The organism is Pseudarthrobacter sp. NPDC058362, from assembly GCF_042723515.1.
In the GTDB taxonomy this organism is placed as follows: Bacteria; Actinomycetota; Actinomycetes; order Actinomycetales; family Micrococcaceae; genus Arthrobacter.
This window is the reverse complement of the sequence record NZ_JBHXIW010000001.1, coordinates 135675-151736: the sequence shown is the minus strand read 5'-3', so window position 1 is coordinate 151736 and position 16062 is coordinate 135675. Positions and strand designations below refer to the sequence as shown.

General features: G+C 66.9%; 16 protein-coding genes. 5 read left to right on the top strand and 11 right to left on the bottom strand.

The genetic code is table 11. The features are described from left to right. Positions 1-87 precede the first annotated feature (87 nt). The 4 genes from ACFWIX_RS00675 to ACFWIX_RS00660 all read left to right on the top strand — a co-directional run bounded on the left by ACFWIX_RS00675 (position 88) and on the right by ACFWIX_RS00660 (position 3850). A complete protein-coding gene (locus tag ACFWIX_RS00675) occupies positions 88-426 on the top strand; it encodes a hypothetical protein (RefSeq protein ID WP_377214185.1) in 339 nt (112 codons plus the stop codon). Between the two features lie 47 nt (positions 427-473). Beyond that, a complete protein-coding gene (gene purF / locus ACFWIX_RS00670; RefSeq protein ID WP_377214184.1) occupies positions 474-2075 on the top strand; it encodes an amidophosphoribosyltransferase in 1602 nt (533 codons plus the stop codon). Next, positions 2072-3229, top strand: coding sequence for a phosphoribosylformylglycinamidine cyclo-ligase (gene purM / locus ACFWIX_RS00665; protein ID WP_377214183.1), 1158 nt, complete (start codon positions 2072-2074; stop codon positions 3227-3229). The genes purF and purM overlap by 4 nt, the downstream gene beginning before the upstream one ends. Positions 3230-3544: 315 nt before the next feature. Continuing rightward, complete coding sequence (locus tag ACFWIX_RS00660; protein WP_377214182.1) at positions 3545-3850, top strand: hypothetical protein; 306 nt, start codon at positions 3545-3547, stop codon at positions 3848-3850. Between the two features lie 91 nt (positions 3851-3941). Here the strand turns inward: ACFWIX_RS00660 and ACFWIX_RS00655 are convergent, their stop codons facing one another. The 4 genes from ACFWIX_RS00655 to ACFWIX_RS00640 form a co-directional block, all read right to left on the bottom strand. Further along, positions 3942-4712 carry a VOC family protein gene (locus ACFWIX_RS00655; RefSeq protein ID WP_377214181.1) on the bottom strand — a complete coding sequence of 257 codons (771 nt, stop codon included), beginning with the start codon at positions 4710-4712 and terminating at the stop codon, positions 3942-3944. A 58-nt stretch (positions 4713-4770) separates the two neighbouring features. Then, positions 4771-5751 carry a TIGR03086 family metal-binding protein gene (locus tag ACFWIX_RS00650; protein ID WP_377214180.1) on the bottom strand — a complete coding sequence of 327 codons (981 nt, stop codon included), beginning with the start codon at positions 5749-5751 and terminating at the stop codon, positions 4771-4773. 18 nt (positions 5752-5769) lie between these two features. Next, positions 5770-6072: an ArsR/SmtB family transcription factor gene (locus tag ACFWIX_RS00645; protein WP_377214179.1), complete on the bottom strand. Its 303-nt coding sequence runs from the start codon at positions 6070-6072 to the stop codon at positions 5770-5772. Between the two features lie 175 nt (positions 6073-6247). Continuing rightward, positions 6248-6481, bottom strand: a complete 234-nt coding sequence (locus ACFWIX_RS00640) for a DUF3073 domain-containing protein (protein WP_377214178.1) — start codon at positions 6479-6481, stop codon at positions 6248-6250. Between the two features lie 209 nt (positions 6482-6690). Between ACFWIX_RS00640 and ACFWIX_RS00635 the strand changes: the two genes are divergently transcribed. Further along, positions 6691-7338 (top strand): septum formation family protein, encoded by a 648-nt coding sequence (locus ACFWIX_RS00635; RefSeq protein WP_377214177.1) that lies wholly within the window; start codon positions 6691-6693, stop codon positions 7336-7338. Positions 7339-7348: 10 nt separating this feature from the next. Here the strand turns inward: ACFWIX_RS00635 and clpB are convergent, their stop codons facing one another. From clpB to ACFWIX_RS00600, 7 genes are all read right to left on the bottom strand, one after another. Further along, positions 7349-10000, bottom strand: coding sequence for an ATP-dependent chaperone ClpB (gene clpB / locus ACFWIX_RS00630; RefSeq protein ID WP_377214176.1), 2652 nt, complete (start codon positions 9998-10000; stop codon positions 7349-7351). 228 nt (positions 10001-10228) lie between these two features. Then, complete coding sequence (locus tag ACFWIX_RS00625; protein WP_377214175.1) at positions 10229-11269, bottom strand: hemolysin family protein; 1041 nt, start codon at positions 11267-11269, stop codon at positions 10229-10231. Beyond that, positions 11262-12623 (bottom strand): hemolysin family protein, encoded by a 1362-nt coding sequence (locus ACFWIX_RS00620; RefSeq protein WP_377214174.1) that lies wholly within the window; start codon positions 12621-12623, stop codon positions 11262-11264. The genes ACFWIX_RS00625 and ACFWIX_RS00620 overlap by 8 nt, the downstream gene beginning before the upstream one ends. A 211-nt stretch (positions 12624-12834) precedes the next feature. Next, positions 12835-13917: a sulfate/molybdate ABC transporter ATP-binding protein gene (locus ACFWIX_RS00615; protein WP_377214173.1), complete on the bottom strand. Its 1083-nt coding sequence runs from the start codon at positions 13915-13917 to the stop codon at positions 12835-12837. Then, positions 13914-14759: an ABC transporter permease gene (locus ACFWIX_RS00610; protein WP_377214172.1), complete on the bottom strand. Its 846-nt coding sequence runs from the start codon at positions 14757-14759 to the stop codon at positions 13914-13916. Before ACFWIX_RS00610 ends, ACFWIX_RS00615 begins: the two co-directional genes overlap by 4 nt. Further along, on the bottom strand, positions 14756-15562 hold the full coding sequence (gene modA, locus ACFWIX_RS00605; protein WP_377214903.1) for a molybdate ABC transporter substrate-binding protein: 807 nt from the start codon (positions 15560-15562) through the stop codon (positions 14756-14758). Before modA ends, ACFWIX_RS00610 begins: the two co-directional genes overlap by 4 nt. Beyond that, positions 15562-15972, bottom strand: a complete 411-nt coding sequence (locus tag ACFWIX_RS00600) for a molybdopterin-binding protein (protein WP_377214171.1) — start codon at positions 15970-15972, stop codon at positions 15562-15564. The genes modA and ACFWIX_RS00600 overlap by 1 nt, the downstream gene beginning before the upstream one ends. Positions 15973-16062: the final 90 nt, after the last annotated feature.

Below are 16062 nucleotides of genomic sequence, written 5' to 3'. Positions count from 1 at the left end.
GCCGTGTCAAGAGATATATCAGCGCGCGGACGTCCCCGGACTGTTCCCGGCGCGCGCCTCCGCTCCGCGAAATGTAGGCTGGATGGCATGCCTGCCGAACCCTCCCCTGCCGAGCGCCGCGAAGTCACGGTCCGCCGCGCCCCCAAGTACGTTCCGTTCCTGGTGCTGGGCGCAGTGGTGGGCATCCTCGCTGCAGCGGTGGTGGCTTACGCCCTCCCGGGCAGCGACAGTTTCGACCCCGGAGCTGTGTTCGGATTCTTCCTGGTCATGTTCGCCGGCGGCGGTGCCATCCTCGGCGCCATCCTCGCCCTGCTCTTGGACCGGCGCAGCGTCCGGAAACAGCAGCGTGCCGTCGTCGAGGCCGTTCCGGAGGAAGAGCAGGACGACACCCCCGGCGACGAGCCGGAAAACGGACAGCGGTCATAATCGCAGCCGGGGAAAAGTCATACCGCATATCGTGAGATAATCGACCAGTGGCACGCGGCGATGGCAAACTTTCCCATGATCTTCTTCCCGGCGAAAAGGGACCCCAGGACGCCTGTGGCGTCTTCGGTGTCTGGGCACCCGGCGAAGAGGTAGCAAAACTTACCTACTACGGGCTGTATGCACTGCAGCACCGTGGCCAGGAGTCGGCTGGCATAGCCACCAGCGATGGCAAGCGAATCAACGTCTACAAGGACATGGGCCTGGTGTCCCAGGTCTTCGACGAGACCACGCTCAACACCCTGACCGGGCACCTGGCCGTGGGCCACTGCCGTTACTCCACCACCGGCGCGAGCCACTGGGCCAACGCCCAGCCCACGCTCGGCGCCACCAGCACCGGCACGGTTGCCCTGGCGCACAACGGCAACCTGACCAACACCGCCGAGCTGAACGCCATGATCCTGGAGCGCAACGGCGGCAACCTCACCGGCGAGATGAAGCAAGGCAACACCTCTGACACCGCCCTGGTCACGGCACTGCTGGAGGGTGAAGAAGGCAAGACCCTCGAGCAGACCGCCATCGAGCTCCTTCCCAAGATCCGCGGCGGCTTCTGCTTCGTCTTCATGGACGAGGGCACCCTCTATGCCGCCCGCGACACCTTCGGCATCCGTCCGCTGGTCCTCGGGCGGCTGGAGCGCGGCTGGGTGGTCGCCTCCGAGCAATCTGCCCTGGCCACCGTGGGCGCGAGCTTCATCCGCGAAATCGAGCCGGGCGAATTCATCGCCATCGACGAACAGGGCGTACGGTCCCAGCGTTTTGCGGAGCCGACGCCGGCCGGTTGCGTTTTCGAATACGTTTACCTTGCGCGTCCGGATGCCTCCATCGCGGGCCGTTCCGTGTACGAGTCCCGCGTGGAGATGGGCCGCCAGCTGGCCCGCGAAAACACCCAGGAAGCGGACATCGTCATCCCCGTGCCGGAGTCGGGCACCCCGGCCGCCGTGGGCTACGCCGAGGAATCCGGCATCCCCTTCGCCCACGGCTTCGTCAAGAACTCCTACGTGGGCCGTACTTTCATCCAGCCCTCCCAGACGCTACGCCAGCTGGGTATCCGGCTGAAGCTCAACGCCCTGGAGTCCGTCATCCGTGGCAAGCGCGTGGTGGTGGTGGATGACTCGATCGTCCGCGGCAACACGCAGCGCGCCATCGTGCGGATGCTCCGCGAAGCCGGCGCAGCTGCCGTCCATGTGAAAATCTCCTCCCCTCCGGTGCAGTGGCCCTGCTTCTACGGCATCGATTTCGCCTCCCGCGCCGAACTGATCGCCAACGGCGCCACCATCGAGGAAATCTCGCAGGCCATCGGTGCCGACTCCCTGGCCTACATCTCCGAAGACGGGATGATCGGCGCCACCCAGCAGCCCCGCGAACGCCTCTGCACTGCCTGCTTCACCGGCAAGTACCCCATCGAACTGCCCGGATCGGAAAAACTGGGGAAGAACCTGCTGGAGCGCACCGACCTTGGCGGGCTCACGCCGTCGGCCGTTCCCGGCTCGGAAGACCCGGCTGAGAAGCCGGGTGCAACGGGCTGCGATCCGGGACCCGACGCCGAGTTTGAAAATCTGCTGACCGACGCTGACAAGAAAGAGTCCGTATGACTTCCGCTGCCCCTGCCCCTGGCACCACCCCCAACTCTGCCGGCATCACCTACGCTTCCGCCGGCGTGGACGTTGAAGCCGGGGACCGCGCCGTCGAACTCATGAAGGGCGCCATCAAGGCGACCCACAACGCGTCGGTGCTGGGCGGGGTGGGCGGTTTCGCCGGCCTGTATGACGTTTCCAGGCTGCTGACCTACAAGAAGCCGCTGCTGGCCACCTCCACCGACGGCGTTGGCACCAAGGTGGCCATCGCGCAGGCCATGGACATCCACGACACCATCGGCTTCGACCTGGTGGGCATGGTGGTGGACGACATCGTGGTGGTGGGCGCCGAACCGCTGTTCATGACTGACTACATCGCCTGCGGCAAGGTGGTTCCGGAGCGCATCGCGGACATCGTCCGTGGCATCGCGGCCGCTTGCTCCGTCGCCGGAACCGCGCTGGTGGGTGGCGAAACCGCCGAGCACCCCGGCCTGCTGGGCGAGCACGAGTACGACGTTGCCGGCGCAGCCACCGGCGTCATCGAGGCCGACAACCTGCTGGGCCCGGAACGTGTCCGCGCCGGCGACGTGGTGATTGGCATGGCCTCCTCCGGCCTGCACTCCAACGGCTATTCCCTGGTACGCCGCGTCATCAACCACGCCGGCTGGGCACTGGACCGCCAGGTTTCCGAGCTGGGCCGCACCCTGGGCGAGGAGCTCCTGGAGCCCACCCGCGTGTACGCCGCCGACTGCCTGGACCTCGCCCGCGCGTTCCCGCTCAGCGGCCCCTCGGCCGTCCACAGCTTCAGCCACGTCACGGGCGGCGGCCTTGCAGCCAACCTGGCCCGCGTCCTCCCGCAGGGCCTGGTGGCCACGGTTGACCGCGCCACCTGGGAACTGCCTGCCATCTTCAAGCTGGTGTCCGAGCTGGGCAACGTCCCGCTGGCAGACCTCGAACGCACCCTGAACCTGGGCGTGGGCATGGTGGCCATCGTGTCCCCCGAGGCCGCGGACGCAGCAGTGGCCCGCCTCAACGAACGCGGGCTGCCGTCCTGGGTCATGGGCACCGTCACGGATGATTCGGACGCCATCATCAAGACCGGCCCCGACTATGTCCAGGGCGCCAAGGGTGTGGACGGCGGCGCGGTCCGCATGGTCAACGCCTACGCCTAAAACTCATCCCGCCCTTGACTGCTAAGTATGCTTACCTTTAGGCTTGTACGTGGAAGTGCACCACAGATGTCCGTCTGAGGTTACATACGGAGCTTGAGAATCAAGCCCGCGCCAACACAGCGCTAGGTCGCTGGCCCAGCCGGACCGCCTTCCCCGCTGACCGTATCGATATCGGTCCGCGGAGGCACAAGAAGCATCCACAAGACGCCCGGAAATTCGCGTCGCGCAGTATCTGCGCGGCTCACCCACCCATCGAGGTACGCCACGGCGGCCGGATGTGTGGCGCACCGGGCCGGACTCAAGGGAGCGAAAATAATGTCAGTTTTGAAGAAAGCCACCGCTGCAGCAGCCGGAACCCTCTTCCTGGTGGGCGCTGCCGCCGGGCCCTCACACGCCGCGGACAACACCACCCTCAACGACGGCCTCGTCAATGTCACTGTCGGTGATGTGACGGTGAAGGACGCTGTTGACGTCAACGTCGCGGCATCGGTCGCCGCCTCACTGTGCGACGTCGCAGATATCGGATCAGTAGCCGTCCTTGGCGAGGCCGTGGACTCGTCCGGCAACGAGGTGACGGTCTGCGAGACGGAAACCGGCCCTGTGAAGATCGTCAACAACTAGCACGTTCCACGGAAAGGCTCCCGCCTTGGCGGGAGCCTTTCCCTGTGTCCAGCCCTTCCCTGTATCCCGCAGAGTGTGGACCCGGCGGGCTTTAGACCTCCAGAAGGCTGAGGATTCCGCCCTGCGGGTCGCGGATAGTGGCCAGGGCGCCGCCGCCGGCACCGCCCTCGGGTTGCACCAGCACCTCGCCGCCGGCTGCCACCGCAGCCCGGAGGGCGTCGTCGATGCTGGCGACGCCGAAGTACACGTCCCAGCCCGCCTGCGCGCCCTCGTCGGCAGGAACGACGCCGGCCACTTCCGCTCCGTTGACCATCAGCGTGCTGTAGGTGCCGCCGTCGTCCTGGGGATATTCGGTGACCTCGTGGCCAAAAAGCTCCTGGAAAAATCCGACGGCACCCGCCGGGTTGGGCGTGGACAGTTCCGCCCAGGCCAGCGCGCCCGGAACGTTGAACAGCTGGCTTCCAGTGTGCGTTCCGGGCTGCCAGACGCCCGTGGTGCCCCCGCCGGGAGGTGCCACAAAGGCGAGGACTCCGGTGTCGGCGACGGCTTCCGGTCCGAACTCGGCCGTCCCGCCGGCGAATTCCGCATCCCGTACCAGCGCCGCCGCGTCCGTAACAGCGAAGTAGACGTTCCACTTCGCGTGCGTCCCCGACGCTTCCTGCAGCGTGCTTTGCGGAGCAATCACGGCCACCAGCTTCCCGCCGACGAAGGCCTGCGCGTAGCTGCGGCCGTCCGGCGTGGGCAGGTCTTCGTACGTCCAGTCGAACAGCGCCGCGTAGAACTCCTTCGCCGAGGTGACGTCGCGGGTCTGCAGGTCCGCCCAGCAGGGCTCACCGTGGGCGTAGGTCTTCGGGAGAGTCATGCGGTCAGGCTACAGGGTTTCCGCAATGCCGGGTGATGGCGGGTCGGGTGGCGCCAGGTCAGGCGGAGACGGTGCGTCCCGTGAACGCCACCAGCCGGTCAAGGCTCGACGCCGATTCGCCCACCGGGGCCGGTGCAGCGAAGCTTCCGCCGGCGCGGACCTGCTCGCTGATGGTCTGCTGCGCCAGCACTTCGACGTAGTCGGTCAGTTCGTCGGCTACGGCGAGGTCGCGGCCAAGCGCCCGGGAGAAGTCCCAGGCGTGGACCAGGAACTCGAGGTTCAGGATGGATGCCACCATGGTGGCGGGCAGCTGGGCGAAGCCCATGTCCACGGTGCCTTCGAGGCCGCGGCGGGCAAAGGCCTCCAGGGTGGGCTGCGCGAGGTCTGCGATGCGCTCCTCAGGCGACTTCCCGGCGTCGTCCGCTACCGTGGCGCCCAGCGCCTTGCCGATGTTGCCCACCGAGGCGGCCAGGTGGTCGAGCAGCTGGGCCACGTTGAAGTCGCTGCAGGGCGTGGCCTGGTCCAGATCCGCGGCCGTGATGCCGCGGAGGACACGCTGCAGGATGGCCAGAGTGGCGTCGGCGGCGGTCAGCTCAGTGAGGTCCTGCGGCGCTGCCGCCCACTCATCGGCGCCCGCATCGCCGGTGGATGCTTCGGCCAGCAGCCGGTCGAGGTAGTGGTTCCAGCCCTCGGCGTGTGCCGCAGCTGCCTCAGCCGAGGGCAGACCCTCGTGGACCAAGCGGACGTTCGTGCCGCCGTCGGCCGGTTCGAAGGTGACGGACACAGTGGAAACGTTGTCCGCCGGAGCACCCGGCTGCTCCCAGCCCCAGGTGAAAACGACGCGCTTGCCGGGGTCGACCTCCGTGAAGGTGCCGGAGGCGTGATGGCCGGGCGTTATGGTCCAACGGTATTCGCCGCCGACCTTGAGGTCGACGCGGGCAGCAACGGTCTGCCAGCGGCGCAACCGTGCGGGTTCGGTGACCAGGGCGAACGCGTCGTCGAGGCCGAGGGGAAGGAGGACAGTCTTGTCGAAAATCATGATGGATCCTTTGTGGGGTCAGGTGCGGCGGTAGGTGGTGGCGTCGGCGACGAGCTGGTCCAGTTCGCTGGTCCAGAACTGTTCGAAGAGCTGGCGAAGCCTGGCCATGCCGTCCGGATTGACGGCATAGAACCGGTTGCGGCCTTCCTTGCGGGCAGTCACCAGGCCGGCCTGTTCCAGCAGGAGCAGGTGCTGCGAGATGGCCGACCGGCTAACAGTGAACGAGCCGGCAAGGTCCGTCACCGTCCGCTCCCCGCCGGCCAGGAGCTGCAGCAGTCGCCGCCGGTTGGGCTCAGCGGCTACTTCCAGGGGGTCGAGCATGGCTAATACGTTAGTGACCACTAACGTATTAAGTCAAGGTGCGGGTCAGGGCGGGCTTTTGAGACTGTTTTCAGGGCACAGCACAACGAACGGATACAGCATGCTGTATCCGTTCGTTGTAGTTCTATGTGCTGGGCGGCGCCACAAGGCGCCCAGACGGGGTAGCCCGCGAAGGCTAGCCGATGCGACGGGTGTCTACCTCGTCGTCGTCTTCTTCCAAATCATCCGCGTACTTGTCCACATAAGCCGAATAGTCCGGCTCAACCGGATCATTGGCGAAACGGCTCGTGGCACGACTTCCCGGGCCCGTCAGCTCACGCTGAAGTGCCGAATAGTCAGTGTTCGGGGAATAGTACTTAATGTCCCGAGCCTGCTTGGTAGCTTTTGCCTTTTGACGGCCGCGCCCCATGGCGTGACCCCCTTTTGTACTTGGACCGGAGGTGGTCACCTAGGCGATAGGTGAGGCCCCGGAATGTTTGGTCAATTTGTCGTACACCTAGATTACATGCTTTCGGCGGGCACTGCTTGCCGGTGAAGGCCCTCGGGCGGTGGTCTGCGTTACCATTTCCGGACGCGCACGCGGGATTCCCGCATTTTTCTTCGGTAGAGTCGCTTAACATGCCGAAGGAGGATTCACCCTTGGACCACCAGGACGTCCCGCCCACGCCCGAGACGCCGTCGCCCCCGCATACTCCAGCGGACGGGCCCTTGCCCGAGGAGCCTGCGCCCCACAGGCCGGGCAGCGCCCAGCAGACGTTCTGGAAGGTGTTCTTCGTGGTCGTCCTCGCGGCCGTCATTGGCTCGCTGGTGTGGTTGGCCATCTGGCTGAACTCCAACGCGGACAGCAGCTCCGCCAAGGATATCCCCGGCGTACTGGAGACCGTTGCCACTGCGCCGGCCACGCCGCTGCCCCTCCCCCGGACCAACGTGAACCCCGGCGATTACGCTCTGGGCGACTGCTTCAAGGACTTCGATCCCGAGGCGCTGAAATCCACCGTGGTGGCCTGCAACACCAGCCACTCCGCACAGCTCGTGGCTGTTTTCCGCTATCCGGAGAAGGAGTCCTACCCGGGCGCGGAGGTGCTCAAGGCCAAGGCGCTCGAGGCCTGCCAGGCCACCAAGCTCGGACCCGCCGCGGACAAGTACACCCTCAATTACGAACGCAGTTACCCAAGCACCACCAGCTGGGAGTCAGGGGACCGCCGGGTGGACTGCTACGTCACAGCACCCGGCGGCAACGTCATCAAGGCGAGCGTTCTCCCCTAATTTCCGCGCGTTAGCCCTTGCGCCGGACCGACAGGCCGCGCGCCGCGGACTCCCCTGACCCGGCACCCGCCGCAGCGTCCGCAGCCGCGAGCGCGCCGACGTCGGGCGCTGTATCCACCAACACTGTGTCCCCGTCCGCGATCTCGCCGGCGAGGATGGCCTTGGCCAGCCGGTCGCCGATCTCGCGCTGCACCAGGCGGCGGAGCGGCCGGGCACCGTAGGCGGGATCGAAGCCGGTGAGCGCCAGCCAGGCCCGCGCTCCGTCCGTGACTTCCAGCGTCAGGCGGCGTTCGTGGAGGCGTCGGCCCAGCTCGGCCACGTGCAGCTCCACGATGTGCGCCAGCTCTTCGACCGTGAGGGCATCGAACAGCACCACTTCGTCCAGCCGGTTCAGGAATTCCGGTTTGAAGGAGGCGTTGACGGTGGCCATGACGGCGTTCCGCTTGGCCTCCGGATCCAGCGACGGATCCACCAGGAACTGGCTGCCGAGGTTGGAGGTCAGCACCAGGATCACGTTGCGGAAATCAACGGTGCGGCCCTGGCCGTCGGTGAGCCGGCCGTCGTCGAGCACCTGGAGGAGGATGTCGAAGACCTCCGGGTGCGCCTTCTCCACTTCGTCGAGCAGCACCACGGAGTACGGACGACGGCGGACGGCTTCAGTCAGCTGGCCGCCCTCCTCATACCCGATGTACCCGGGAGGCGCTCCGACCAGACGGGCCACCGAGTGCTTCTCGCCGTACTCGGACATGTCGATGCGCACCATGGCGCGTTCGTCGTCGAACAGGAAGTCCGCCAGCGCCTTGGCCAGCTCGGTCTTGCCAACGCCCGTGGGGCCAAGGAAGAGGAACGAACCGGTGGGCCGGTTGGGGTCGCTGATCCCGGCACGGGCGCGCCGGACCGCATCCGAGACCGCTGCGACCGCCTTGGTCTGGCCGATGAGCCGCTTGCCCAGCTCCTCCTCCATGTGGAGCAGCTTCTGGCTTTCGCCCTGCAGCATGCGGCCGGCGGGAATCCCGGTCCAGGCGGAGATTACCTCGGCAATGTCATCGGCGGTGACTTCCTCGGCCACCATCTGCCCGGACTTGTCCGAGACGGCGGCCTCGGCTTCGGCGGCCGCGTTGAGCTCGCGTTCCAGTGCGGGAATTTCGCCGTAGAGGACGCGCGACGCCGTTTCCAGGTCGCCTTCGCGCTGTGCCCTGTCCGCGGCGGACCGCAGCTCATCCAGCTTCGCCTTCAGGTCGCCGACCCGGTTGAGCCCGGCCTTTTCGGCCTCCCAGCGGGCCTTCAGTCCGTTGAGCTCCTCTTCCTTGTCAGCCTTGTCCGCACGGAGGGTGGCCAGCCGTTCCACGGACGCCTCATCCTTCTCGTCCTGCAGGGCCAGCTCTTCCATGGTGAGCCTGTCCACCAAGCGCTGGAGTTGGTCGATCTCCTCCGGGGCCGAGTCGATCTCCATGCGCAGCCGGGATGCGGCCTCATCCACCAGGTCGATGGCCTTGTCCGGCAGCTGCCGGCCCGAGATGTAGCGGTTGGACAGCGTGGCGGCCGCCACCAGGGCGGAGTCCGCGATGGACACCTTGTGATGCGCCTCGTAGCGTTCCTTCAGGCCGCGGAGGATGCCAATGGTGTCCTCGACGCTCGGTTCACCCACGTACACCTGCTGGAAGCGGCGTTCGAGTGCCGCATCCTTCTCGATGTTTTCGCGGTACTCATCCAGGGTGGTCGCGCCGATCAGCCGGAGCTCGCCGCGGGCCAGCATTGGCTTGAGCATGTTGCCGGCGTCCATGGATGAGTCACCGGTGGCACCGGCCCCCACTACCGTGTGGATTTCGTCGATGAAGGTGACGATCTGGCCCTCGGAACCCTTGATTTCCTCGAGGACCGCCTTCAGCCGCTCCTCGAATTCGCCGCGGTATTTTGCCCCGGCCACCATCGAGCCAAGGTCCAGTGAGACCAGGGTCTTGCCCCGCAGGCTTTCGGGGACATCGCCGGCGACCATCCGCTGCGCCAGCCCTTCGACGACGGCCGTCTTGCCAACGCCGGGTTCGCCGATCAGCACCGGGTTGTTCTTGGTGCGGCGGCTGAGTACCTGGACGACGCGCCGGATCTCGGAGTCGCGGCCGATCACGGGGTCAAGCTTGCCCGCCCGCGCCATGGCCGTCAGGTCCGTGCCGTACTTTTCGAGGGCCTGGAAGGTGTTTTCCGGGTCAGGGCTGTCCACCTTGCGGTCGCCGCGGACACCCGGCAGGGCGGCGAGCAGCGCCTCATGGGAGGCACCGGCGTCGCGCATTAAGCGCCCGACGGCGTCGCTTCCGGAGGAGAGGCCCAGCAGCAGCACTTCGGTTGAGACGAAGGTGTCGCCGAGGCGGTCGGCCTCCTCCTTGGCGTTTTGGATGGCCTGCAGGGCAGGCCGCGAGAGCTGCGCTTGCTGCGTGGAGCCGCCGGAGGTGGCGGGCAGGGCCTTAATGGCACTGCTGGCCTGGACGCTGACGGCATCCGGATCCGCTCCGGTGGCGCGAAGGAGCGCGACGGCCACGCCCTCACGCTGGTCCATCAGTGCCTTGAGCAGGTGAGCCGGTTCAACCTGGGGGTTTCCGGCGGTGGAGGCATTCATGGCCGCGGCCGAAAGAGCCTCCTGGCTCTTGGTGGTGAATTTGACGTCCAAAGAGAGCTCCTTTCGGGGGCAGTTTTCCTAAGTTGAGTGTACTACGCTCAACTTTGCGGAGCACCGTTCCCTTGCCATGTTTGCCCATGGCGAAACTGCTGTCCAGAGCCTTAGGTCCTGCGGGATTTTGTGTGCTTTGTTGGTCGCGTTCTGCTCGCGGGTGCGGCTCCGGTTTGAACCGCACCCTCCAGGTATCCGGATCGCCAGCCGGGCAGACCTGCTGCCGGCTCAGGTGCTGGTGGCGTCCTGGACCTCGCCCACCAACTCTTCGATGATGTCTTCGAGGAAGAGGACACCTGTGGTGTTTCCCTTCGCGTCAGACACCCGGGCAACGTGGGCGCCGGTGCGGCGCATTGTTGCCAGCGCATCCTCGAGCTCGCTGCCGCTGAAGGCGGATGCGAGGCGGCGGATCCGCTTTGCCGGCACCCGCTGGGTGAACTTCTCCTGCGTGGTCAGGTCCATGACGTCCTTGAGGTGCAGGTACCCGGAGGGCTCGCCGTCGTTATTGGTAAGGATGTACCGGGAGTACCCGTGACCGGCGACGGCGCGCTGGATGTCAGCCGGTGTGGCGGACTCAGGCAGGAGCACCATGTCGGAGATCGGCACCTCAACGTCCGCAACGGTCTTGGCGGTGAATTCGAAGGCGGCGCTCAGCGTTCCGGTGGTGTCGGTCAGCATGCCATGCCTGGTGGACTGCTCCACGATATTGGCGACCTCGTCAAGGGTGTAGGCGCTGGTGGCCTCATCCTTGGGTTGCACCTTGAACAGGCGCAGGATGGAGTTGGCGATGCCATTCAGGGCCCAAATCACCGGTTTGACCAGCCGGGAAACCATAACCAAAGGCGGGGCCAGGATCAGGGCTGCCCGTGTGGGAACTGAGAAGGAGATGTTCTTAGGGACCATCTCGCCCAGGACTACATGCAGGAAGGTGACCAGCAGCAGCGCAATGACGAAGGCGATGATGCTGATGGCCTCGTAGGACAGGGACGTCAGGCCGAGCGGGATTTCCAGCAGATGGTGGATGGCAGGTTCGGAGACGTTCAAGATCACCAGGGAACAGACAGTGATGCCGAGTTGGCTGGTGGCCAGCATCAGTGTGGCATGTTCCATGGCCCACAGCGTGGTCTTGGCGGCCTTGTTGCCTGCCTCGGCCTTGGGCTCAATCTGGGAGCGGCGGGCTGAAATGACAGCGAACTCTGCACCGACGAAGAAGGCGTTGACCACCAGGAGCACCACCAGCCAGATAATGCCGGGAAGGTATTCACTCATGGGTCAGCTCCTGCGTCAGGTCATCGATGATGCGGTCATGGGCGCTCTTTGGCGTTTCCTGGGAGTCGTCCGGGGTGAAACGGATCCGCTCCACATGCGTACCCAGGACGCGCTCCACCCGGAGCGTCCCAGCGTCGATCTGCACTTCATCGCCCAACTCCGGGATGCGGTCCAACTGGTCCGTGACGAACCCGGCCAGGGTGTCGTACTCCTCCCCGTCGGGCACGGCGATGCCCGTTCGGTCCAGCAACTCATCCGGCCGAAGGGCTGCATCAAAGGTTATGGACCGGCCAGTTCGGACAACACCGGTGCGGGCGCGGTCATGTTCGTCCTCAAGCTCCCCAACGATCTCTTCCACGAGGTCCTCGAGGGTAACGATGCCGGCGGTTCCGCCGTGCTCGTCCGAGACGATGGCCACCTGCAGTCCCTGCTTACGGAGCAGGACCAGCAGGGTATCAACCCCCATGGATTCAGGTACGCGCAACGGCTCGATCATCAGCTCTGACGCGGTAACCCGGGGCCGGTCTTCCAGATCCACCGCGAAGGCCTGCTTGACGTGAAGCACGCCCAACACGTCGTCGCGGTCCTCCCCGATGACAGGGAAGCGCGAGTAGCCCGTCGTGGTCGCAAGGGCAACAATGCCGTCGGCCGTATCAGCGGCGTTGACCGCAGTCATTCGCACGCGGGGCGTCATGACGTCCGCTGCAGAATGCTCCGAGAATCTCAGCGTCCGGTGCAGCAGCACTGCATGGTCCTGGTCCAGGACGCCTTCAAGAGCCGACCGCCGCACCAGGGAGCTCAACTCCTCGGCGCTCCGGGCGCCGGAGAGCTCTTCCTTCGGTTCGATGCCGAAAGACCGGATGATGGCGTTTGCGGTGTTATTGAACAGCAGGATCACCGGTTTGAACACGGTGGTGAAGAGTGTCTGGAACGGCACCACGAACTTGGCCGTAGCCAGCGGCAGCGCCAACGCGAAGTTCTTGGGAACAAGCTCACCGATCACCATCGAAAAGACAGTGGCGATGAAAATGCCCACCACTGCGCCGATACCAGGCACAACGGACGCGGGAAGGCCTGTGGAGAGGAGGGGGCCGCGCAACAGTGAGCTGATAGCGGGTTCGAAAGTGTAACCGGTGAGCAGGGTAGTCAGCGTGATCCCCAGCTGCGCACTTGAGAGGTGGGTGGAGGTGATTTTCAGCGCCTTGATGGTGGGCTTAAGGCGCTTTTCCCCGCGGGCCTGGCGGGCTTCAAGATCATTGCGGTCCAGATTGACCAGCGCGAACTCGGAAGCAACAAAGAAACCGGTACCGACCGTCAGGACAAGGCCGATGCCGAGCATGATCCATTCATACATTCAGGCGCCCCTCTCCCATGATGGCCGGCGAACCGGTCAGAAGGCGGAGGGGCTTGGGCATATGTGAGGGAGGGTCATCCATAATGCCATCCAGCTTACGGGCAGCCCGCCCGACGCTGGTCCATGTGCGCCGAAGGCGAAATCGGTTCCACCCCATGGAAGGCGCAAAATAGCGGTGAGCGTCGTGCGCAGCCCGCCAGCTCGGGACAGCTCACGCGGCGTAGATCGCCACCGCGGATGCCTTGACCACGAAGTACACCCGCATCCCCGGTGCCAGGCCCAGGTCCGCGGATGCCGCCGTCGTGATGTCCGCCGCCAGGCCCCCGCCGCGCACCCGGATTCCGTCGCCGTGCGGCTCCAGGTCCGTGATGGTCACCGGGAAGGAGTTGCGCGGGCTGCCGTGCGCGTCCGTCAGGTACACGGAAACGGACGACGGCGGGAACACGGCCACGCCGGGCCGGTCCGGCTGCAGTTCGGGGTGCTTGAGCTCAGCGCGCTTCCGGTCCTGGTGGGCCAGCCCGTCCCCCGGCCCGTGAATGGTGAGGTCGCCCGCGAGCACCCCGTCCCCGCGCAACGTTCCGGGCACGAAGTTTAGCCCCGCCAGTCCGGCCGCGAACGCGCTGCGCGGCCGTTCCAGCACCTCGCGGGTGGGTCCTTCCTCCACGATGCGGCCACCCTCCAGGACCACCACCCGGTCCGCGAGCATCAGGGCGTCGAGTGCGTCGTGCGTGATGATGATGGCCGGCCGGTCCGCGAGGACGCGCTTGAGCAAACGGCGCAGCAACGGTGCCGACTGGACATCCAGCGCGGCCATGGGCTCGTCCAGGAGGAGCAGGGCGGGGTCGGCCGCGAGCGCCCGGGCGATGGCCACCCGCTGCGCCTGGCCGCCGGACAGTTCAGCCGGCCGGCGCTCCACAAGGTCGGCCGCCTCCACCTCGGCCAGCCACCGCATTGCCTGCTCCCGGGCCGCGCTCCGCGCCAAACCAGCACTCCGGGGCCCGAACGCCACATTGTCCACCACACTGAGGTGCGGGAACAGCAAGGGCTCCTGCGCCAGCAGCGCCGTCCCGCGCTGATGCGGCGGCAGCCAGGTTCCATCAGCCGTATGGAACAGCGACCGGCCGTTGAGCTCGGCCTCCCCATGCTCCGGCTGCAGCAGCCCGGCGATCACATCCAGCAGCGTCGACTTCCCCGCACCATTTGGCCCCATCACCGCCACAGTTTCCGCGGCCCCCACGCGAAGTGCCACGTCCAGGCCCCGCCCGGCCACGGCTGCCTCGACCCGGAACGTCACTGGACGCTCCCGCTCGGGGCGGGCTCCGGCGTCGTACGTCCCACGGAGATGCGCGGACCTGAACCCGGGCGCCGGTACGCGAGCGCCACCACGGCGACGGCCACGGCCACCAGCACCAGGGAAAGCGCGACGGCGGCATCCGGGTCGGTCTCCCGCTGCAGGTAGATTTCCAGCGGCAGAGTCCGGGTCACCCCCTGCAGGCTGCCGGCGAACGTGAGGGTGGCGCCAAACTCGCCGAGGCTGCGCGCAAACGCGAGAACCGCGCCGGACGCGAGCCCCGGCAGGACCAGCGGAAGCGTCACCCGGCGAAAGACGACGCCGGGGGCGGCGCCGAGGGTCGCGGCCACGGCCTCGTACCGCTGGCCGCCGGTGCGCAGCGCCCCCTCAAGACTCACCACCAGGAACGGCAGCGCCACGAAGGTCTGCGCCAGGACCACTGCGGCCGTGGAGAACGCGACCTGCAGGCCCAGCACCTCGAGCGCGCCGCCCAGGAGCCCCTGGCGGCCGAACGTATAAAGCAGGGCGATACCGCCAACCACCGGCGGCAGCACCAGCGGCAACAGCACCAGCGACCGCAGCAGCCCCTGCAGCGGGAACCTCCCCCGGGCCAGGACCAGGGCCAGCGGCACGCCGAGCACGATGCAGAGCACTGTGCTGGCCGCGGACGTTCGCAGGCTCAGACCCAGGGCGTCCAGCGCGGACGGCGACGTGACCAGCGGAACGAAGTTGGCCCAGTCCACCCGGGCCACCATCGCAGCCAGCGGCAGGACCACTACCAGGGCAGCCAGGACCGCCACGCCGGGAATCCAGCGCGGCATGCCGGGGTAGGCCTGGCGGGTCATGAGCCGCCCGCTTCCCCGCCGGCCCGGAAACCCGCCTCCTCCAGGACACGCTGGCCTTCCGGGCCAGCGACCAGCTCAACGAAAGCCGCCGCAGCAGCCATGTCCGCCGCTCCGGCGAGCGTCACGATGGGGTACGCGGCGGGTGCGTCCGCGGCTTCCGGGAAGGGCACGCTGTCCACTTTCCCGTCGGCGGCGCGGACATCTGTCTGATACACCAGCCCGGCGTCAGCCTCCCCGGAGATCACCTTGCCCAGCACGTCCGTCACCGAATTTTCCTCGCTGACGGGCTGCAGGTCCGTGCCGGTCCGCCGGGCCACTGCAGCCGCCGCCGCCCCGCACGGCACCTGCGGTGCACAGGCAACGAGCCGCGTCCCGGGCCGGGCCAGGTCCGCGAAGGTGCGGATGCCAGCCGGGTTTCCCGGCGGAACCGCCAGCGCCAGGGTGTTCGCCGCGAAAACCCGGGCGCCGCCGTCGGCCATTCCTGCCTGAGTGACCCGCTCCATGGTGGCCGTATCCGCGGAGGCGAACACGTCCGCGGGCGCACCCTGGGTGATCTGGGTGGCGAGGTCCGAGGAGCCGGCGAAGCTCAGCCGGACGCGGGTACCGGGGTGCTGCTCCTCGTACTTTGCCGCGAGCTCGGTGAAGCTGGCTTTCAATGAGGCAGCGGCAAACACCGTCAAGGTTTCGCCGGTGTTTGAGGAGGCCGCCGGGGCGCAGCCCGCCAGCCCCAGGAGAAGCACGGCGGCGGCCAGCACCCGCCCGGCGCCGGTCGCCTTGGAAGCGCGGCGCCGATGGCCGCGCATCACGCCGCCCCCTTGCCCTGCGGCGTTTCGATGATCACGGTGGTGGCCTTCACGACGGCCGTCGCCACCGACCCCGGCTCGAGGCCCAAGTCGCGGACGGCCTCGCTGCTCATCAGGGACACCACCCGGAACGGCCCGCACTGGAGCTCGACCTGGGCCATGACCTTGTCCGCGGTAATGGCGGTAACCAGGCCCACGAATCTGTTCCGCGCGGAACTCCCGGTCCGGCGCGGATCCTCCGGCAGCTGCGCCAGGCGTTGAGCGTGCTGCGCCAGCTCCAGGCCCTCCACCGCGAGGCGCCCGGAATCGTCCTTACGGGGCGTGAGGGACCCGTTCTCGGTCCAGCGGCGGACGGTGTCGTCACTGACGCCCAGAAAACGGGCAGCTTCGGAGACGCGGATAAGTGCCATTTGGCCATTCTAGACCGCAAATGCGGTTGTACGTTCCCGCCCCGTTGCCTCCCCACGAGGTAATCCGGGGTTGGTTACAACCCCGGGTTC